The sequence below is a fragment of the Gracilibacillus oryzae genome, from assembly GCF_009498735.1.
Lineage (GTDB): Bacteria > Bacillota > Bacilli > Bacillales > Amphibacillaceae > Gracilibacillus > Gracilibacillus oryzae.
This window is the reverse complement of sequence record NZ_ML762436.1, coordinates 10470-30846: the sequence shown is the minus strand read 5'-3', so window position 1 is coordinate 30846 and position 20377 is coordinate 10470. Positions and strand designations below refer to the sequence as shown.

The 20377-nt window shown below is 36.4% G+C and carries 17 protein-coding genes and 2 pseudogenes; 5 read left to right on the top strand and 14 right to left on the bottom strand.

What is annotated here, in order from left to right; translation table 11 throughout:
- Positions 1-227 precede the first annotated feature (227 nt).
- From F9U64_RS14960 to F9U64_RS14950, 3 genes and pseudogenes are all read right to left on the bottom strand, one after another.
- Entirely contained in the window at positions 228-1082 is an 855-nt protein-coding gene (locus F9U64_RS14960; protein ID WP_153405312.1) for a DUF4097 family beta strand repeat-containing protein, read from the bottom strand.
- Positions 1082-1617 (bottom strand): annotated as a pseudogene (locus F9U64_RS14955) (HAAS signaling domain-containing protein). Before F9U64_RS14955 ends, F9U64_RS14960 begins: the two are co-directional and overlap by 1 nt.
- A complete protein-coding gene (locus tag F9U64_RS14950) occupies positions 1604-1933 on the bottom strand; it encodes a PadR family transcriptional regulator (protein ID WP_153405309.1) in 330 nt (109 codons plus the stop codon). The pseudogene F9U64_RS14955 and the gene F9U64_RS14950 overlap by 14 nt, the downstream one beginning before the upstream one ends.
- 230 nt (positions 1934-2163) lie before the next feature.
- Here F9U64_RS14950 and F9U64_RS23085 point away from each other — a divergent pair, with 230 nt between their 5' ends.
- From F9U64_RS23085 to F9U64_RS14940, 3 genes are all read left to right on the top strand, one after another.
- On the top strand, positions 2164-2526 hold the full coding sequence (locus tag F9U64_RS23085; RefSeq protein WP_228275743.1) for a hypothetical protein: 363 nt from the start codon (positions 2164-2166) through the stop codon (positions 2524-2526).
- Positions 2505-3503 carry a multi antimicrobial extrusion protein MatE gene (locus F9U64_RS14945; RefSeq protein WP_228275742.1) on the top strand — a complete coding sequence of 333 codons (999 nt, stop codon included), beginning with the start codon at positions 2505-2507 and terminating at the stop codon, positions 3501-3503. Before F9U64_RS23085 ends, F9U64_RS14945 begins: the two co-directional genes overlap by 22 nt.
- Positions 3504-3722: 219 nt before the next feature.
- Complete coding sequence (locus F9U64_RS14940) at positions 3723-6767, top strand: efflux RND transporter permease subunit (RefSeq protein WP_153405306.1); 3045 nt, start codon at positions 3723-3725, stop codon at positions 6765-6767.
- 77 nt (positions 6768-6844) lie between these two features.
- On the opposite strand, the gene fabI is transcribed toward F9U64_RS14940, so the two are convergent.
- From fabI to F9U64_RS14925, 3 genes are read right to left on the bottom strand one after another with little or no spacing between them, the layout of a single operon-like run.
- The gene (gene fabI, locus F9U64_RS14935) at positions 6845-7627 is read right to left on the bottom strand and encodes an enoyl-ACP reductase FabI (protein WP_153405304.1); all 783 of its coding nucleotides are present in this window, start codon (positions 7625-7627) and stop codon (positions 6845-6847) included.
- 14 nt (positions 7628-7641) lie between these two features.
- Positions 7642-8307: a P-II family nitrogen regulator gene (locus F9U64_RS14930; protein ID WP_153405301.1), complete on the bottom strand. Its 666-nt coding sequence runs from the start codon at positions 8305-8307 to the stop codon at positions 7642-7644.
- 6 nt (positions 8308-8313) lie between these two features.
- Positions 8314-9789, bottom strand: a complete 1476-nt coding sequence (locus tag F9U64_RS14925; protein ID WP_153405298.1) for a DUF1538 domain-containing protein — start codon at positions 9787-9789, stop codon at positions 8314-8316.
- 402 nt (positions 9790-10191) lie between these two features.
- Here F9U64_RS14925 and F9U64_RS14920 point away from each other — a divergent pair, with 402 nt between their 5' ends.
- On the top strand, positions 10192-11730 hold the full coding sequence (locus F9U64_RS14920) for an extracellular solute-binding protein (protein ID WP_153405296.1): 1539 nt from the start codon (positions 10192-10194) through the stop codon (positions 11728-11730).
- 70 nt (positions 11731-11800) lie between these two features.
- Here the strand turns inward: F9U64_RS14920 and F9U64_RS14915 are convergent, their stop codons facing one another.
- The 5 genes from F9U64_RS14915 to F9U64_RS14895 all read right to left on the bottom strand — a co-directional run bounded on the left by F9U64_RS14915 (position 11801) and on the right by F9U64_RS14895 (position 17001).
- Positions 11801-12544 carry a glycerophosphodiester phosphodiesterase gene (locus F9U64_RS14915; protein ID WP_228275740.1) on the bottom strand — a complete coding sequence of 248 codons (744 nt, stop codon included), beginning with the start codon at positions 12542-12544 and terminating at the stop codon, positions 11801-11803.
- 211 nt (positions 12545-12755) lie between these two features.
- Positions 12756-14138: an ABC transporter substrate-binding protein gene (locus F9U64_RS14910; protein WP_228275739.1), complete on the bottom strand. Its 1383-nt coding sequence runs from the start codon at positions 14136-14138 to the stop codon at positions 12756-12758.
- A 30-nt stretch (positions 14139-14168) separates the two neighbouring features.
- Positions 14169-14987, bottom strand: coding sequence for a carbohydrate ABC transporter permease (locus tag F9U64_RS14905; protein WP_153405290.1), 819 nt, complete (start codon positions 14985-14987; stop codon positions 14169-14171).
- Positions 14984-15922: a carbohydrate ABC transporter permease gene (locus F9U64_RS14900; RefSeq protein WP_153405287.1), complete on the bottom strand. Its 939-nt coding sequence runs from the start codon at positions 15920-15922 to the stop codon at positions 14984-14986. The genes F9U64_RS14905 and F9U64_RS14900 overlap by 4 nt, the downstream gene beginning before the upstream one ends.
- Entirely contained in the window at positions 15919-17001 is a 1083-nt protein-coding gene (locus F9U64_RS14895; RefSeq protein ID WP_153405284.1) for an ABC transporter ATP-binding protein, read from the bottom strand. The genes F9U64_RS14900 and F9U64_RS14895 overlap by 4 nt, the downstream gene beginning before the upstream one ends.
- A 190-nt stretch (positions 17002-17191) precedes the next feature.
- Here F9U64_RS14895 and F9U64_RS14890 point away from each other — a divergent pair, with 190 nt between their 5' ends.
- Positions 17192-17515 carry a hypothetical protein gene (locus F9U64_RS14890; RefSeq protein ID WP_153405282.1) on the top strand — a complete coding sequence of 108 codons (324 nt, stop codon included), beginning with the start codon at positions 17192-17194 and terminating at the stop codon, positions 17513-17515.
- A 558-nt stretch (positions 17516-18073) separates the two neighbouring features.
- On the opposite strand, the gene F9U64_RS14885 is transcribed toward F9U64_RS14890, so the two are convergent.
- The 3 genes and pseudogenes from F9U64_RS14885 to F9U64_RS14875 form a co-directional block, all read right to left on the bottom strand.
- Entirely contained in the window at positions 18074-19066 is a 993-nt protein-coding gene (locus F9U64_RS14885; RefSeq protein WP_228275748.1) for a LacI family DNA-binding transcriptional regulator, read from the bottom strand.
- A 52-nt stretch (positions 19067-19118) separates the two neighbouring features.
- Positions 19119-19960: pseudogene (locus F9U64_RS14880) on the bottom strand (ABC transporter ATP-binding protein).
- 17 nt (positions 19961-19977) lie between these two features.
- Positions 19978-20377: FtsX-like permease family protein (locus tag F9U64_RS14875; RefSeq protein ID WP_153405475.1), on the bottom strand; the 400-nt coding region annotated here is incomplete at its 5' end.

Sequence of the window (20377 nt, the reverse complement as noted above, 5' to 3'; positions counted from 1 at the left end):
TTGTTTTTTCCCCCTAATAAACTTTGTGTAATAGAAGCCCTCTTGAGAACTTCTACTACATCATAACGGATGATTATTAATCTATTATTAATATATTGTAAAGATAGTGTAAATTTTATGTCGAATTATTAATAGAGAATGCTAAAACAGATTATTATTTTGATCAATTTCACCATTTCTTTCAAAAAAATATAAAAAAAAAGAGGATATTTACCCTCTTTTCAGCTTTATTTAGAAACTGTAATATTCCCATTATGTGTACTTAATTTAATTAAATGATTCCCGTCACCCGTTACAACCGGCCAATCCGGATTATCAAATAAGTTTACTCTTCCATTATGAGTACTTGTATCAAATGTAGTATTTGTCGGATCTTTTTCTGTCTGGATATAAATACTCCCATTACGAGTTTGAAGATCAATCGAACGATCTAAATTACCAGTGACAAGTGAAATTGCTCCATTATCTGTTTTTCCAATAATATCGCCCTGAACTTCTTCCATTTCTATTTTTCCATTATTAGTATTAATTCTTATTTCTTCGTTATCTATGTTTTTTAATTTTATAGCCCCATTATTTGCTTCTGCTGCTGTATTGGTTGTTATCAGATCAGTTAATACAATTTTTCCGTTCTTTGCTCTTATCTTTACATCCTTTATTGATAAGTCATTCATATGAAAACTGCCATTATCAATTTCTATCTGGACAGATTGATACATCTTTTTCGGAACATATACTTTTAAATGGTTAGTCCAGTTAAAAACATTAAAGGTAAAGAGTTTAAAATCATTATCCTCTGTTTGAATTTCGAGTGTATCTTCATTTTCTTTAACAGTAAACTCGACATCTGAATTACTGCCTTTTCCCTCTGATTCAATAATTATTTTAGAATCTGAAGTCGGAATCAGTTCCACTTGTTCATTCTCAGCATCCAACACGATGTTAGTAATATTCTGTCCATTTACTTCTTCTGTTTGTGTTTGAACTGTATCTGCACTTATTCGATAGGCAAAAATACTGCCTGTTAAACCGACTACAATTAGTAATATAGCAATCGTAATAATCATCTTTAATCTGTTCATTAACTCATTCCTCCTTTAACCAGTCTGACATTATAATTTAAGTACCGGACAAATACTTTTAATACTGCTTTTGTCACATAATACATTCCAATCAGTAATAATATTCCTAAGCCTGTCAGCGTGATGGATGCAAACAGATCAATGAAATTAAAGGCGCTCAGGTTAAACATTATATTGACTAAGAGCAATAGAGGGGAGATAGAGAAAGCTCCTCCCATTATCCAGCCTGCGGCAATCAATGAAACAAGGGCATGACTAAATTGAAGAAACCTAGACCAATTACAGCCCAAACAGCTTTCAAAATATTTCCGGTAGATGAACTTGCCTCCACTTTTTCTATATAATAAGAAGCCAATAACTCTTTTGCTATCTGATTAGGAGAACCTAATGACTTGGCAATTTCCTCTTCTGATTTCCCCTCATTATGGCCAATGTCAAAATGCTCTTGAAAATCTTGAATAATATCCTTTCGTTCTTCGTACGGAAGACTGTTCAATGCTTTATCCAACTTGTTCAAAAAGTTATTCTTTGTCATCACTTACACCTTCCTTAATTATATGATTTACACCTTTTGTAAAGTATTTCCATTCCTCCATTAGTTCCTCTAAATGCTCTCTTCCTTTCTCTGTTAGTCGATAATACTTACGTGAGGGTCCTTCTTGTGATTCCTGTAAATACGTTGTGAAATATTCTTCCTTTTTCAACCTGCGTAATAAGGGATAAACAGACCCTTCAGAAATTGCTATTTGGTCAGAGATTTTCTGGACAAGCTCATAGCCATAGCGGTCTTGTTTATTCAGAAGTGCAAGCACACATAATTCCAGGGCACCTTTCTTAAATTGTATGTTCAAATATTCATACCTTCTTTCTTTCATACGGTACTGTTTATTATATAGTACCTGTGTTTAAATACTACTGACTTACAATAAATATAACATCAACTACTGTTTAATGCAAGGTACTATTTTTTTGGAGAACCATCAGTCCATGTTTTATGTATGAAATTTCTTAAAACGCCTAGTAATCTAAGGGATAATACTTTATCATATTGGTTATACAAACTGGAGGAAGTGAACTTCTTATGGGTGATGAGTCAACACAGTCAACAACAAATATCAGCTTTCGCATATTATTATTATTTTTTATTCCACTTGGTCTTTCTGCAAGTCTAGTAACGATTTCTCATGTAATTATTAACAGCACGTTAGCAAGAGCACCTGATCCTGCGATTGTTATTGCCAGTTATTCGATTGCAATGAGTTTATTCGCAATATTTGAAAGATGTGCAGTAATATTACGCCAAACATGTTCCACTTTGGTGAGGGATCAAGTTTCTTTCAAACTAATGCGCACTGCAACTTTTTATGTTTTATCGATCATTTTTGTTTTAAGTTTGTTGATAGCGTATTCACCAATAGGAGTATGGTTCTTTCCTATTTATTAGGTGTAAGTGATCAGACATTACAGCCAACCATTGACGCTTATCGTGTCTTGATGTTTGTAACACTATTTTCTGGTATCCGCTGTTTGTACCAAGGTATCATCATTTCTAATATGAAAACAAAATGGTTAACTATCGGGATGGTTATTCGCTTAATAGTGATGGCACTTATTTCATGGGTTGTGCTTGCAAATAATTGGGTAAACCATGGCTATGTAGGGGCAATTATATTTTTATCAGGGATGGCTGTAGAAGCATTAGTAAGCAGCCTGGAAGGCCGGGTTATTGCAAGGAAAATACCAAAGCACCTTGAAGAACATTCTGTTACAAGGCAATCTCAAATTTTTCGTTTTTATAACCCTTTAATGATTGCTTCACTAATCGCTATCAGTATTACACCAACAATCAATGCAGTCTTAGGCTGGAGCACAAAGGCTGAGGTGGCGATTGCTTCATATGCTGTTGCAGTATCTGTTGTACACTTATTAAACAGTGTAACTTCTTATATTCATCAAATTGTGATTAATTTTTATAAAAAGGATAAACAGACTGTTCTGCGATTCACGATAATGGTCAGTGTTATTCCTAGTATTCTGTTATTACTATTAGGCTATACACCTATTGGAACATGGGGACTTGAAAACATTATCGGAGTTTCAGGTGAATTACTCGACCAGAGCATTCTCGCCTTACGATTTTTTATTCTGTTCACACTTTGTTTTCCATGGATTGATTTCTCCAATGGTATTCTTATGCTAAGAGGGCAAACGAAAGTCATGTCTTTTTCTCAGATAGGAAATGTAATTGCAACTGTTATAGCATTACTTTTCTTCATCTTTCTGTTTCCTGGAGGCGGTGGTGCGATAGGTGCATTTGCTCAATCCATTGGTTTTTTAATAGAGTTGATAATATTAATCTATTTCCTTAAAGTACTATCCAAAAATAAATCTGGTCGTTTATTTCGAAAAATGAGAAGCTGAAATTATCTTTTGATATTTCAGTTTTTCTTATACTTGGGAATACAATATTTCTACTGCGCCGGCCAAAACGTCCATGCAAAAATTTCTACGTGTAAAATAAGCCTTCAGCCTTAGTAAAGTTACAACCCGGGGTGAATGTAAAATAACTCCTGACCAGCTAGAATCAATTTGGAGAAAGGAATTTGACCTTTCCAAGTTATTACAAGGGGGATTTAAAAAATGGGTTGGCTGAAGTTTATCATGAAGAAAAAAATCTTTATCGGACTGTTAACTGTACTTGTTTTAATCATTGGAGTTGTTTCAATCGATAAATTGGACCAGGAACTATTGCCACCAATTAAAATGGATGGGGCTTACGTTGATGTGATTGCAGGTGACTTAGCAGCGACAGAAGTAGAAAGGTCTATCACTACGCCTATTGAAAATGCAATAGCAGGATTGGATGGAGTCAAGAGTATTGTTTCAACTTCTACTATTGGACGAAGCACTATGGACGTTACATGGGAGGAGGGCTTGGGAGATGAACTTTACCCGCAGTTAGAATCACTTGTTCATTCCATTACAGCAAATCAACCGAATATTGATGATGTATTGTCTGATCAATATAGTACAAGTTCGAGCTATGAGTTTTATTTAGATTTGTCCGGCAGTGATATTGCCAATGCCTCAACTTTTGCCAAAGATGTATTAAAACCTAGATTAGAAGAGTTGCCTGAAGTAAGGGATGTGGCATTACAAGGGACAATTGAAGAAGAGATCATGATCCGTTTTGACAATGATCAAATCCAAAATTCAGGTGTTGAGTTATCGCAAGTTCTTACTAACATTAAAGAATCGAATTCTGATGCGACCATTGGAGAGTTTACTGGGGATAGCAGTGCATCAATACTCCATTGGCCTGCTGCGTCTAAAACTATTGAAGATATTAAGCAGACTACAATCATTACTAATGAAGGGACAATCCCTCTGGAAGACATAGCTGATGTTACAATAGAACCAACGAAAGCAGCCTCCTATGTATGGAAAAATGGCTCGACTGATTTTATTTTCCTCCAAATCGGACGTATGCCTGAAGCAACACAAGTGGAAATGGCACAAGCTGTCCGAATAGAAATTAACAAAATGCGAGACGAAGGGTTATTAGATGATTATGAATTAAATGAGGTAGTTGCTCAAGCTGATTATGTGGAAGATGCTTTAAACGGTGTGACGAGTAATGTTCTTATTGGCGGGTTATTATCGATCGTTATTCTCCTCATATTTTTACGTAATTTACGTGCGACAGTTATTATTGGAATATCCATCCCCACCTCGATTTTATTAACCCTGTTATCTATGTGGTTATTAGACTACAGCTTTAATATTTTATCATTAATTGCCCTTGGATTAGGAATAGGTATGATGGTTGATTCATCAATCGTTATTCTCGAATCAATCATCCGCAAGAAAGAGCAAGGCTACACTCATAAAGAAGCTATTCTTCAAGGGGTAAAGGAAGTATCAACAGCTGTTATAGCCTCTGTTTTAACAACTATTGCCGTATTCATTCCCATTAGTTTACTAAGTGGAGATATGGGTAGTTTCATGATCGTGATTGCGATGGTTGTTACAGTTACATTAATCAGCTCCGTTATTGTAGCATTCACCATTATCCCTGTATTATCTGAAAAGTTACTCACAAAAATAAAATCAAAGGAAAAACAACGAGAAAACAAGTTTATTTTCATATATAGCACAATTGTTTCATGGATCGTCCACAAAAAAAGAAACAGTATCATATTAATCTCCTCTTTTACCATAATCTTTGCCTGTTCCTTATTATTAATCACCAAGATCCCCATGACTATCATGCCAGATGTATACAATCGCTATGCGGAAGTAATGATAGAGCTTGAACCAGGACTTACAAAATATGAAAAAGAAAATATAATAGCCGCTGTTGATCACTCATTAAAATCAATACAAGATATCGAGAATAATTATATTCTTGATGAAAGTGGTATTATATACAGTATTATTAATATGACAAAAGGAGAAAGCATTACAAGAGATCAAGCAGAAGTAAATGAGGATATTATACGCTCACTAAACACATTAAAAAACAGCTTGCCAATTACGAATATACAAGGTTCTACTTCCACAGGCGGCACTTCCTCAATTGAATTACTCGTAAAAGGTGAAGACTTTGAGCAGATAGAAGGAACTGCTGCAGAATTAATGGAAGAATTGACAATGTTAGACGGTGTTTTAGATGTATCCAATTCAATGGAGAGAACATCAACCCAGGAAGTGATTACAATAAATGAGTCCAGCTTACTTGAAGCAGGCATTACTCCTTTCCAGTTAAAACAATTTACTGAACAAACTTTCCTTGATACGTCTTTCGGGGAGATAACAATCAACTCCGTTACTTTTCCTTTAGCTGTTGCCTGGAAAAAACCCGTCACTACTAAACAATCATTACTAACAACAACAATGCCTACAGAAAATGGAAACCAGCCACTATCTGACTTTATGACTTTAACAGAGATGGAATTACCAAACCAAATTAGTCATACAGATGGCAGCAGATATGCGCTGATCACTGCGACTACTGGCGGACGTGACCTTGGATCGATTAATCGGGATGTTCAGCAAATGATGAACAACATCGAAACACCAAATGGATACAGTATTGAATTAGCCGGCGATTTAGATGAGCAGCAACAATGGATGCAAGAGATGTTATTAATTTTAGGGAATGCCATCTTCCTTGTATATTTAGTAATGGCCGTCCAGTTCAACCATTTATTCCATCCATTGATTGTAATGTCAGTTATTCCGATGACATTCGTTGGAGTCATTTTAGGCCTTCTTCTGACTCAGCAGGAATTAAATGTAATGTCAGGCATGGGTGTGATTATGTTAATCGGGATTGTATTGAATAATGCTATTCTATTTATTGATCGAACGAAACAGTTAAGACAGGATGGCATGGCTGTTTCAATCGCATTAGTAGAGGCAGGAAAAAACAGGATGAGACCAATTTTCATGACAACATTTACAACAATCGCGGGTATGCTCCCATTAGCTGTTATTGGAGGTGATGGCAGTAATTATCAGGCACCAATGGCAACAGCCATCATTTCAGGATTACTTTTTGCTACGTTTATAACATTATTCCTAATACCGGCAGTTTATCGATTATTTTCTAAGACAGTTCATCAAAATGCAGATTATATTAATACAGAGGAAATGATCCATCCAGAAAATAATATCGTTTAAGAAGACAAATAATCCGAACGATTTAATTTTTAATCGTTCGGATTACAATACGAATAAATACTTCCGTCCCCTATAACTTAAATCCCTAAAATATTGTAGCCTGAATCGACATAGATAATTTCGCCTGTTACACCTCTGGATAAATGACTCATCATCACCATCGTCATGTCTCCAACTTCCTCTTTCGTCACATTACGCTTTAATGGGGCATTTTCTTCAATTTTCGATAATACTTCATTAAACGAAGGAACACCTTTTGCCGCTAATGTACGAATAGCACCTGCCGAGATGGCATTTACTCGAATGTTCGACTCGCCTAGATCTGCTGCTAAATATTTTACAGATGCCTCTAATGAAGCTTTCGCAACTCCCATCACATTGTAACCCCGAACAACACGTTCTGCCCCAAGATAACTCATCGCAATAATGGTGCCGCCTTCTGTCATATATGGTTTTGCAGCTTTTGCAACTGCCACTAATGAATAGGCGCTTGTATCCTGAGCAAATGCAAAGCCGTCACGAGATGTATCTACAAAGTCACCTTTTAAATCTTCTGCATGGGCAAAGGCAACAGAATGAACAATTCCATGAATATGACCATGCTCTTCGCCAATGGCTGCAAATGTATCCTGGATACTTTCATCATTATTTACATCACACTGCATTACCGCTTTTGCTTCAACATTTGATTCATCTAATAATTTTGTTAATTTTTTCAATGAGCGTTCCTTCCGGTAAGTAAAGATAAGGTTAGCACCAGCTTTTGCTAATGATTCTGCTACACCCCATGCAATACTTCTTTCGTTAGCGACACCCATAATTACAATATTTTTTTCATGTAGTTGCAATAAATCTTCCATCATGTCCTCCTATTTCACTCATAAATACCATAAGTTTTACTTACTTCCTGTACAAAGATTATACCATTACCTGGTTCATCAATTTTTAAATCTTCACGGATTTTTTCGACAATTGCTGTTGTTGCTTTCACATCTGATAAAATCATAACAATTTCTTTTTCTGGTTCGATATTCATGGAAAATAATTTACTTGTCTCGTGTATTCCGGATCCACGTGCATTAATGATCGTACCACCTTTTGATCCAGCAGCTTTTGCAGCTTCCATTACCTCTTCAGCGTTCCCTTTATCAACAATGACCATAATATTCTGATACAATGTCTCCCCCTCCTCACTTTCGATTTGATCATCAATTGTACAGCTTCTTGATCCGATAAGGTCTGTTACTGCTGTAGTAAATGCAATACCATGATTAGGTTTGGAAAAATTAAATACTTTATTTAAATGTTCCAGTGCAGTCACAGTTTTTTTGTTGTTAGCAATCATCAAGACTACTTCTTTTCTTACATCAGATATAGCCAGTAAATTTAAGATTTTATTGTGTACTGTACCTTTTCCCAGCATTAACGTTCCGCCAGATATACCACATTTTTTTGCCTCTTTAAGAACTTTACTGCCTAATCCGAACTTTACAATAACATAAATTAACGAAAAATGTGGTATATCACTACTTCGCTGCATATGGTGTTAGACCTCCTTTTTCGACTTAAATTTAAAAATAAGTCCAAGAATTTGAAGTGTAATTAAAGGTGTTAGAGCCACCATTGCTATCATACCAAACCCGTCAACGATGACATCTGCACCTTCCATCGTACCTGCTGCCCCTTGGGTAAAAGCTAAAATGAATGTCGCAGTCATAGGTCCAGAAGCAACACCGCCTGAGTCAAATGCAATACCTACAAATAATTTAGGTGCAATATAGGTTAAGCCAATCGCAAGCAGATAGCCTGGCAATAAATAATGCCATAACTGCAATTCAGGTATGAGTATTCTCAACATAGATAAGCTAACTGCTATCCCAACTCCGATAGCAAGTGTTGTTAGTACTACTCTTCGCTTTACATAGCCGCTTGTTACATCTTCAATTTGATGTGTCAGAACATAGACGGCGGGCTCAGCTAATATAGTTACAATTCCTAAAATAAGACCAACAATCACAATATATGCTTTATTATCTAACATTGCAAGGCTTGATCCTAATTCTGTTCCCAATTCCATAAATCCAGCATTTACACCGATTAAGAATAACACCAATCCGATAAAAGTGAATACTAACCCTGTAATAATCTTGCGGAAATTTGACTTGGAGAGTTTAAAAGAAACTTTTTGAAAAATCAAAAATATTACAATAATTGGTGTCAACGCAAGAAATACTTCTTGGATAATATGACCGGCTTCTGATAGAAAAGGACCGAATAAAGAATCAGATTCATTGTGTTCTTGTTCCATTCCACCCTGTAATTCATCTGTCGGGGAGAATATGTTCATCAGCATTACTGTTACGATCGCACCAACAGACGCAATTGCAACTAAACCGAAACTATCCTTTTCTGATGCCTTACTATCTTTTTTCAGTACAGATATACCAACAGATAATGCTAAAATAAACGGTACGGTCATTGCACCAGTAGTAGCCCCGGAAGCATCAAAAGATATGGCTAAAAATTCTCGTGAAGTAAACAACGCAAGAATAAAAACGATAGAATACAAGATTGTCAATAATTTAAACAAAGGAATGTTATACACAATTCTTACCAGCCCTAACGCTAACAGAACGGCTATCCCGATAGAGACTACAATAACAATCAGAAACTGCGGAATGTTTCCTGATGTTACAAGTTCGACTTGCCCTGCGAGAATATGTAAGTCAGGCTCTGCAATAGAAATGAAAAAGCCAAGGAATAACCCTGCCACAATTACCATATATAGTTTATTTGTTTTTGCGATCGTTTTCCCCATATGTCTGCCAATTGGAGTAATACCTATATCCACTCCTAATAAAAAGATCGATAAACCAATAATAATAAAAACAGCTCCAATTAAAAAACGGAGAATTAGAGATAAATCAAGTGATGCGATTGTAAAGTTCAGTATAACAACAATTACTGTTATTGGAAGCACCGATACAATTACTTCTGATAATTTTGACCAAAGAACGCTCAAATCCACGACCTTCCTCTCAGTTATTTATTTTAAAGTTGTTCTGAAATTATAAAAGATGAGTAAAATGAGGATATTCCATAATGAGACTTTGACCAGTGGAAGTTTTCCCCCGCTGACCATTAACGAAACTTATCATGATGTTTAGCACTATGATAAATGTAAAGAAGGCTATTCCATAAATTATAGCATACAACACATTTTTTCAACAAAAACAATGTTTAGACACCAGCTCAAAATATACAAAAAATAAGTATTTACTTTTCCTGATAAACATTGTAGAATATTATTAATCTTACATGAAAGCGCTTCATTTTAACAACGTTTTCATTTTGTGGAGGTGAATATTTTTTCAAGCTTTTAATCAAATGTTACACCTATTATAAGATAAAAGGGGCGGGTAATATGAGAAAGTTTAAAAATATTTTTATTTTATTTTTCCTGTTAACATTGTCAGCCATACTTTTTGCATGCAGTGATAATGAAAGCGCTTCACAAGATGACTCATCAAACAATTCCACTCCAGAAACAGAAAGCACTTCCACCAATGAAGAACCACAAGAAATTACGATGATGTTCAATTTACACGTACCAGAAGTTCCAGACAAGCGATTAGAAGAATTGCTTGAAGAAGCAACAAACACAAAATTAGATATCCGTTGGGTACCTGATAATAATTATGCAGAAAATTTAAATACCGCAATTGCTACAAATAACCTTCCTGATGTATTCCTGCTAAAAGACGTAACATTAGATCAGCAAAAAGAAGCTGTACGTGATGATCAGTATTGGGAAATTGGTCCCTATCTTGAGGAATTCCCTAATTTAAGTAAACTAAACCCTGACATATTGAAAAACACCTCTATTGACGGAAAGATATATACGCTTTATGCTGGCCGTCCATTATCCAGACAAGGATTAATATACCGTAAAGACTGGGCTGACAACCTGGGGTTAGAAACTCCGACAAACCTTGAGGAACTGTACGAAATGATGCGTGCATTTACAGAAGATGACCCTGATGGAAATGGCAAGGACGATACAATTGGACTAACAGACCGCGAAATACTCGGTACATTTGAGAATTTTGCAACATGGCATGGTGCACCTAATATGTGGGGAGAAAAAGATGGAGAATTACTTCCACAATTTATGTTCCCAGAGTATCGTGAAGCAATGGATTATTTTAAAAGCTTATTTGATAATGGCTATATCAATAAAGATGCCCCTGTAACGAGTAAGACGGATCAGCAGGAACTATTAAAAAATGGTACTGCAGGTGTCTATATTGGTACAATGGGTGATGTGGAACCAATGCATAAAGATGCTGTTGCAATTAACCCTGACGTTGTATTTGATGTGCATAATCATATTGAAGGTGCTGATGGAGAATATCGAACAAGATCTATCCCAGGTTATGGAAGTATGCTGATTTTCCCGAAAGCATCTATCGAATCTGAGGAAGAACTTCGTGGTATTTTGGGCTTCTTTGATTATTTAATGTCACCTGAAGGATCAAACTTATTAATTTGGGGAGTTGAGGGTGAACATTATGAAGTAATTGATGGGAAGGCACAAGTGATCGAGGAAAATAAAGAAAATTACGATCGGGAAATTCGTCCGTATACACCGTTAGAAATTGGTGAACCTGCATCGAACGGACGTTATACAGGTCACTTTGAATACGAACCACGTGCCAAAGCAGAAGAACTATATGAGGATAATAATAATTACCTAGTCCATGACCCAACGGCTGCATTGGATTCTCCGACATGGGCGGATACTTCGGAAACGTTGAGTCAAATAATGGAAGATGCGACATATCAATATTTCCTAGGACAAATTGACAGCGCTGGTTTCGATGCAGCGATTGAAAAATGGAAGGAAGCTGGCGGTGCAAAGGTAATGGAAGAGTATAACGAGCAGTGGCAAGCACAACAATAAAATAAAATACAAATTAAGGAGGACCGGGCTTAACTTGCTCGGTCCTTTTTCATTCAAAAATGCCTGTATTTTAATTTTTCACTCTTAAATTGATTGCTTTTTCAGGATAATCCGTAATGATAGATTCTACTTCTAAATCTAACATTTCCTTCAGTTCATTTTCATCATTTACTGTCCATACTCTTACACTCTTATTCAGATCCTTATATTGCTGAAACATATCGTGTAATACTAAGTCTTTTGCTAAATGAAGGCTTTCGAGTTCAAGTTCCTTCATATAATCTGCAGGATTGGAAATTGGACTATGTAATAACCAGGCGATATGTGCTGATCGTTCTAATTGCTTTAATCTGAGTAAGCTTGGTAAGTGAAAGGAAGAATAAACGATTTTGCGATTATTGCCTTTCTCTTTAACCAGGGTTAATAATTTTTCTTCAATTCCTTCATATGGGTATACATATGTTTTTAATTCGATATTCAATTCAATATCTGTGCCATCCAGCAGTTCTAATACTTCTTCTAATGTTGGTACCCTTTCTTCGTCCCAATTTTCACTATAGTGTGTAAAATGGCTGAACTTGTTTCCTGCACTGTATTGCTTAATCTCATCCAATGTTAAATCTTTGACATTGCCACTTCCATCTGTTGTTCTATTTAGGGTTTCGTCATGTATTACCACTATTTCACCGTCTGATGTTAGATGAATATCAAGTTCTAATCCGTCAACACCCTGGTCTATTGCTGCTTGAAAACTAAGCAGTGTATTTTCAGGATAATTTCCTTTACTCCCGCGATGGCCATAGATTTTAGTCATATGATTCATCATCCTCTCATTATTCTATTATAGTGCCAATTGCTGGCTGCCCATAACCTTTTTTAAAAATAAAAAGAAAAATCTAACCAGCAGGGCAGATACCCCACTGGTTTATGAGAAAAGAATAGTTACTTATCACAGCGCTTAGCATCCTGATAAGTTTCGCTGATGATCATTTGGGGGCAGCCCCCCTAATGATCAAAGTCTTACTTTATTCACCACGTGCTGCATTTGCTTGTTCAATTGCCTGATTTAGTTGGTCAACAGCATTTTGATATGTTTCATCAACATCGCCGCCATTGTACACTGTTTCTAAAGCTGTTTCTATAATTTTACGGCCTGCAGGAATCATATCCATGATCGCTCCTTGTGTTGCAACAGACGGAGTAGTTGATTGCAGCTGATCTACTGTTACACGCAGTTGCGGCATTGTTTCATACGCATCTTTAACTACTTGCTCTTCATATGCAGCTGGATTGATCGCAAAGTATCCAGTACCAACATGCCATTCAGCTTGAACTTCTGGAGTTTGCAGATATTTCATAAACTCCCATGCTGCATCCTTCTCAGCTTGTTCCTTACCGTCAACCATCCATAAACTTGCACCACCAATAACTACACCTTCACGTTCTGTGCTTTCTGGATGTGGAATAAATGCGATACCTACTTCAAATGGTGCACTGTCAATAACACCTCTTGCACTTGCAGATGACTGCATGAACATTGCAACATCTTCAGCTACGAATCCAGATACCATATTATCTCCATTCGTACCATAGTTAGCAAAAGTACCATCATCCATCATATTTTTTACCCAGTTAAAAATCGACTTACCTTGTTCATCTGTAAAACCAATTTCAGTTGGTGTATCAGCACGGCCATTATCATTGTTCATTAAATGAGCGCCTTGGTTTGCTAATAACTGTTCGAATAACCAGCCATATGCCTGAAGAGCGAAACCTTTCATTTCAGGGTTGTGCTCAGCAATAACTCTTCCAGCCTCTTCGATTTCTTCATATGTTGCCGGAGGATTTTCCGGGTCTAACCCAGCTGCTTCAAAAGCATCTTTGTTATAATACATTACCGGAGTCGAAGAGTTAAAAGGCATAGAATAGAATTGATCATCAATTTTATAATAATTCGTAATATTTTCTTCTAAGCCTGACATATCATAATTATCGCTATCTACATAGTTTTGGATTGGTTCAATTTGTCCACTGTTAATCATTGATTTTGTACCAATTTCAAATACTTGAATCATTGTTGGTGCACTATCTGTACCTGCAACTGTATGGAATTTAGTTAATGCTTCATCATAAGTACCTTGATATTCTGCATTTACTTGAATTTTATCTTGAGAATTGTTATAGTCCTCAACAATCTTATCCAATGTTTCTTGTGCTGTTCCACCCATCGCATGCCAGAATGTAACAACTTGTTTCTCATCAGAAGCTTCACTTTCTCCGGATTCAGCTGAGCTGTCACTGCCAGCTGCGTCTTCTCCTCCATTACTTGCATCTGCATCATCTGAACTACATCCAACTGTAATTAAAGCGAACATCATAATTATTAGTCCTAACAACCATTTTTTCAATGTAAACACTCCTCTTTCCTTATGTATAATTTATTTTAGTGCACCTTCTGCAAGTCCTTTTTGAAGCTTTTTCTGACCTAGGAACAGAAGTATTAATGTAGGTAAGACTACAATGATAGCTCCTGCCATAATAACCCCCCATTCATTTAATTGCTCCTGTGACTGCAATTGGCGCAATCCAATCTGTACTGTACGTGTTGTATCATCTGTAGTAGCAAGCAATGGCCATAAATACATATTCCAGGATGTCAAAAAGCCATATACCCCTAAAGTGACAAGGCTCGTTTTCGCCATTGGCAAGACAACTGTCAAATAGAATTTAAGATCTCCTATACCCGCAATTTCACTTGCTTCTTTTAATTCTTTCGGTATTTGTTTAAAGCTTTGCCTAAGCAGAAATGTACCAAATGCCATTGCAAAGAAAGGCAATGTCAACCCTGTATAAGTATTGATCCAGCCCATATCGCGGATCGTTTGAAAGTTTGGAATAATGGATGCTTCAAAAGGTACCATCATTGTTGCGATAAAAACGAAAAACAATATATCTCTTCCTTTAAACTCCAGGAAAACAAAAGCATATGCAGCTAAGCTTGATAAAACAAGCTGACCAATCATAATGACAACTGAGACGATTAAACTGTTTAACAAGAAATTAAACAATGGAAACCGGTCAAATACAGCTACATAATTATCTAAAGTAAAGGTTGTCGGAATAATTCTTCCAGACATAATGTCCTGGTTTGGCATAAAACTCATGGAAAAAGCAATAACGGCTGGTGCAAAAATGACAACTGCAGATACAGTTAATAATAAGTAAAAGATAACTTTCTGGTATTTTGGTAATGTCATTGATAATGCACCTTCCTTTCACCAAGCTTGAACTGAATGAGTGTAAGCAACAGAATAACAATAAATAATACAATTGCCTGTGCACTTGCAGCACCATGCTGATAATTCCTAAATGCTTCTTGATAGATGGAGTACACAATTACATTTGTCTCATTTTGCGGGCCCCCGCGTGTTAACATGTCAACCTGACCAAAGGTTTGAAATGCATTAATGAATGATACGGTAATGACAAAAAATAAAGTTGGTGAGAGCATTGGAATGGTAATTCTTCTTAATTTATAAAAATAGCTTGCCCCATCTATATCTGCACTTTCATATAAATACGAATCGATTGATTGTAATCCGCCTAGTAAAATTAAGAACGTGAAACCAAGATTCATCCATATCGTCGAAATAGAAACGGAGATTAATGCCCAGTCCGGGTCTGTTAACCATCCAATTGCTTCAATCCCCAGATTTTCTAATAATTGATTTAACCAGCCCATTGTCGGATGGAAAAGAAACATCCAGAAAACGGAGGCAGCAGCAACAGAAATCCCCATTGTAGAAGAGAAAAGAGTGCGGAATATTCCGATTCCTCTCAGCTTTTCATTAGCAAGTACTGCTAAAAATAAACTTACTATAACAGTCCCTGGTACTGTGTAGAGAACGAATAAAAAGGTTACTTCTAAACTTTTCAAAAATAATGGTGATGTAAAGATTGCTTGATAATTGTCCAGTCCAACAAAAACCGTTGTTGCTCCACTAGCATCTGTCAAGAATAAGCTTAAATAGAGTGTTTTAAACAGCGGATAAAATAAGAAAACACTAAATAAAATAATGGATGGTAATAAGAACAAGACACCTTTGAAAAAAGATTTTAACCTTTGCAGTTTCTTTGCTTTACCAAATTCTTTTGTATAATCCTTATCAATTTGAACTGTCAGATCACTCATATGGCTACAACCTCTTGCTCTTTCACAACACTAGTTGCTGGTTTGATTAGTTCTGTTGTTTTCGTATCATAGAAACTCATATTCTCAACAGAAATATTAACTGGAACTTTGTCACCAACTTGTACTCTCCACTGTCCCAACCATTTCGCTGTCCATAGTTCTTTTCCTATTTCGAATGTCAGCAGTGTTTCATTCCCTAAATGTTCCACACTGATTACTTCTAATTCATGTGTTTTGCTATCTTCATCGCCATGAAAGATATGCTCGGCACGAATCCCAATTGTCAAATTATTTTTCTGGATTATATTACCAATATCAGATGTTGTGATCGGTATATGGATTGACTCTTCAATAACTAATTGGTGATCCTTAATTACCGCTTGCCCTAAATTAATTCTGGGTGAGCCGATAAAAGATGCAACAAACAAGTTAGCAGGTTCATTATATAGAGTAATTGGGTCACCCACTTGCTGGATCTTTCCATCATCCAGTACCATAATCCGGTCTCCCATAGTCATTGTCAATCCAAGTTTTTTCTGTAACCTTCTAATCTCCATGCGCATATGGGCACGAAGCTTTGCATCCAGATTCGATAAAGGCTCATCCATTAAACATAAAGGTGCATGACTAACGACCGCTCTTGCCAAGGCAACACGTTGTCTCTGTCCACCTGATAACTGCTTTGGTTTCCGTTTTAATAATTCAGATAGACCCATCATTTCCGCGGTTTCATTTAAACGCTTCTGTTGTTCTTTTTTATTTACTTTCTTCGCATTTAAGCCGAATAAAATATTTTGTTCGACCGTTAAGTGCGGATATAAGGCATAATTTTGAAATACCATTGATAAGTCCCGGTCTTTTGGTCTTAAGTGGTTAACCACTTTATCATTTATTTTAAGGATCCCGCCAGTTATCTCTTCAAGACCTGCAATCATTCTTAGCAGAGTACTTTTTCCTGATCCGGAAGGACCTACAAGGACAAAAAATTCGCCATCTTCAATTGCTAAATCTATACCGTTTAATACATTTTTTTGATTATCATAAGATTTTTCGAGATCTTTCATTTCTACATGATACATTTTGACAACCTCCTTACTAAAACTATTAACATTAAATCATACTTTCTGTTCTATATGGCAATATTTACAATATCTAAACATTTTTTATAAAAACCACTAATAAATTTACATTCTATTAACAAAAATATTAAATTATCTGTAACAGTTTGGGTATTGGGTGAATAACCTATAACCGGAGGTGGGTTACGAAATGTACCAGCAAAGCAGTTACCAAAAAGAAGATATGAAAAAGCTGTGCGAACAATATCAGAATTATTATGTTGTGGGAGAATTAATGAACGGTGAAAAAATAGAAGGTATTATTCAAAATGTTGATCATGAAGGTGTTACAATGCTAATACCTGAAAATATTGAAGTAGAGAATTCGGAACGGCAATTCGGCTATGGTTACGGATATCCTCGCAGATTCTACCGCCGTTATTATCCATATCGATATCCATTAGGTTTACTAAGCGGATTATTGCTATATCCGTTTTTATTTCCGCAATCCCCATACTATCCTGGATACTATTAATCTTTGATTGTTCTGATCAGTCTATTATCTAAAAATGATGCGAGGACATAACAAAACAGTGATGTCAAAAAACGAACAAAAAATACTCCAGTGGTTCACTCACTAATGTACTAATATAGATAGTGCTAGTTTACCGCTGGGGAAAATACTCGCTTTCCATGGGGCATAAGTGCGACATCTACTCAAGCAAATTACGCTTTCGCAGTGTCTCCTTTACCATGGGCACGGCGGTCTGCTAACTTGGTAAAGAAACCCGCTTTACCAAGTGGATTTTCAGCTCGCGCTGTTCCCATAGGAGTCTCGCATTTTCTAAAGCTTAGGGATTTCCTATACTAATAAGTAGAACGAATTTTACCCTGATAAGACGTCCTTATTTCACTTAAGTTTAGGTATGGACATCAACTCCTCTTGAAAGTCTCTCTTTCAAAGCAGGTACCTGAGAGTAAGTGGCAGATGAAGATCCTTTTTTCAGAAAAAAATAATCCAAACATTCAATTGTTTGGATTAACTTATAGACAAAATACTTTTGTCACAGCCTCTTATCTTATTCAAATAGAGTTATCTTTCTAACTTGAAGACAGATTGTCTTTCAATCAATACTGGATTAATAGTGTGAGAATAACCGTTCTTGCTGTTCAGCATTTCTAAAAGCATTTCAGCAGCTTTTATACCTATCTTTTTACTAGAATGATTAATTGTTGTTAATGGCGGATTCATATATGCGGTATAATATAAGCCATCAAATCCTGTTACAGAGATATCATCAGGGACTTTTATTCCTTTCTGCGAGAGGGCAGTTATTGCCCCCATCGCCATTAAGTCATTGGCACATACGATTGCAGTAATATGTGGAAATTCATTAATTAATTGTACTGCCCCCACTTCTCCGCTTTTTCCATTAAAATCTCCATAATAAACTTGTGAGCTATTATGGGTAATATTTTCTTTTCTTAACACTTCGCAGAAACCTGCATAACGCTCTTTACAAATAAATAAATGCTCTGGTCCGTTTATAAACCCAATGTTTGTATGCCTGTTACTCACTAAGAGTTCTGCAATTAAGCGGCCACCTTCACGACTGTTTGATGCAATTGCGGAGCATTTTTCGTCTACAACCTGACCAAAATTGACGACAGGTATTTTTAATTGCTGGGCTTCCTTCAGAATATAATCATTTTTCGTTATACCAGGCAAGAAAACACAACCTTCTAAATTTCGCTTTCGCACCCATTCTGTTAATAGATTTTTGCGGTAGTTTGCCAGTTTCACAGAAAAAATGATAACATCCTTGCCACTATCTCTGAGTACTTTCTGAATGGACGGAAAAAGTTCAAAGAAGTCTGGATTTACCCCTTCTATATCAAACTCAGGAAAAAAAACGCCGATTAATTGACTAGACTTCCCAGTCATCTGTTGTGCACCAAGATTCGGTATATATCCTAACTCCTTCGCCTTGTCAGCAACTAATTGTATGGTTTTCGGATGTACTCCATAGTTCCGGTTTAAAGCACGTGAAACCGTACTCACTGCCAGCCCTAATTCTTTTGCAATATCTTTTATTGTTACTTTCCTTGGCTACACCTTCTCTGCTATTCAAGATTAGCTAATGGTCATCAGATGGTGCTCGAATTATTATTTTCTTATCATCAAGCTGAAGCTGCAATTTATTTAATCCTGCCACTTCTAATTCTTCTAAATAGTTGGAGGGAATCTGGATTCTGCCAGATTGATCCATTACCACATATTCGTCATGGGAGGCTTCCTCTAAAACTAGTGTTTCTTCTAATTCTGCCAATTCTTCTGCATAGGACTTTCTTCTGATCATTTCCGATGATGTTCTGCCATCTCTTATTGCAATTACTCGATCAACTTTTTTCGCTAAGCGTTGATCATGTGTTACGATTACTACTGTTAACTCAAGCTCCCGATTCAGCCGATGAAGCAGTTGCATTATTTGGTCTGCAGTCTTCGTATCCACTGCACCAGTCGGCTCATCTGCCAGTAACAGTTTAGGCTGGTTGGCTAACGCAATTCCGATGGCCACACGCTGCTGTTCCCCGCCCGACAGCTGGTTTAATAGATTATCTCTCCGATGGTACAGACCTACCGCATCTAAAAGTTCCAATGCTCTTTCCCTTCGTAGTTGTTTATTTAAAAGCATCGGAATTTCTATATTCTCTACTGCTGTTAGATACGGAATCAGGTTCCTGGCATTAACTCTTTCTCATTGAATTTTAACATATCTTTCCCATCAACAAACAGCCTGCCTGCTGATGGCCGGTCTAATCCACCAAGCATGTTCAATAACGTAGACTTTCCACTGCCCGAATTTCCGATTATGGCAGTAAATTCGCCTTTTTCTATCCTTAAATCTAATCCTTGCAATGCCACTACTTCCAGATCAGATGCTTTGTAAATTTTGACTAAGTTTTCACATTGAATCAACTCTCCACACCTCCAGATTAATCATCACCTAAACGCAGAGCTTGATGAATCTTCATTTGTCTTAAGTAAAGTGCAAGTACGACTATAGCAACAGTAACCATAAATAAAATAAAAATGGCCAAAAGGATTAAATCCCTGCTTTCAATCATGACTTCAAAAGGAGGAACAATCTGACTTGGATTAAACACGGTTTGAAACATCGGCACAAAAAGGTAAGTAGTAACAGCACCTGTTATTAAACCAAAAAGTATCCCTGCTCCTGACGTTAATAATTGCTCTAATGTTAACATGCCAATCATTTGCCTGAATGTGATACCCATCGCCCGAAAAATCCCAAACTGTAAGATGCGATGCTGTAATGACAGAATCCAATATAATAGAAAACCACACAAAGTGACACACAATGATAAGATAAAG

What these genes read in the sequence shown, in the direction of transcription:
- F9U64_RS14960 (WP_153405312.1), bottom strand. Translation starts at nt 1,082, where the DNA reads ATGAACAGATTAAAGATGATTATTACGATTGCTATATTACTAATTGTA.
- F9U64_RS23085 (WP_228275743.1), top strand. Translation starts at nt 2,164, where the DNA reads ATGGGTGATGAGTCAACACAGTCAACAACAAATATCAGCTTTCGCATA.
- F9U64_RS14945 (WP_228275742.1), top strand. Translation starts at nt 2,505, where the DNA reads ATGGTTCTTTCCTATTTATTAGGTGTAAGTGATCAGACATTACAGCCA.
- F9U64_RS14940 (WP_153405306.1), top strand. Translation starts at nt 3,723, where the DNA reads ATGGGTTGGCTGAAGTTTATCATGAAGAAAAAAATCTTTATCGGACTG.
- fabI (WP_153405304.1), bottom strand. Translation starts at nt 7,627, where the DNA reads ATGGAAGATTTATTGCAACTACATGAAAAAAATATTGTAATTATGGGT.
- F9U64_RS14930 (WP_153405301.1), bottom strand. Translation starts at nt 8,307, where the DNA reads ATGCAGCGAAGTAGTGATATACCACATTTTTCGTTAATTTATGTTATT.
- F9U64_RS14920 (WP_153405296.1), top strand. Translation starts at nt 10,192, where the DNA reads ATGAGAAAGTTTAAAAATATTTTTATTTTATTTTTCCTGTTAACATTG.
- F9U64_RS14915 (WP_228275740.1), bottom strand. Translation starts at nt 12,544, where the DNA reads ATGACTAAAATCTATGGCCATCGCGGGAGTAAAGGAAATTATCCTGAA.
- F9U64_RS14905 (WP_153405290.1), bottom strand. Translation starts at nt 14,987, where the DNA reads ATGACATTACCAAAATACCAGAAAGTTATCTTTTACTTATTATTAACT.
- F9U64_RS14900 (WP_153405287.1), bottom strand. Translation starts at nt 15,922, where the DNA reads ATGAGTGATCTGACAGTTCAAATTGATAAGGATTATACAAAAGAATTT.
- F9U64_RS14895 (WP_153405284.1), bottom strand. Translation starts at nt 17,001, where the DNA reads ATGTATCATGTAGAAATGAAAGATCTCGAAAAATCTTATGATAATCAA.
- F9U64_RS14890 (WP_153405282.1), top strand. Translation starts at nt 17,192, where the DNA reads ATGTACCAGCAAAGCAGTTACCAAAAAGAAGATATGAAAAAGCTGTGC.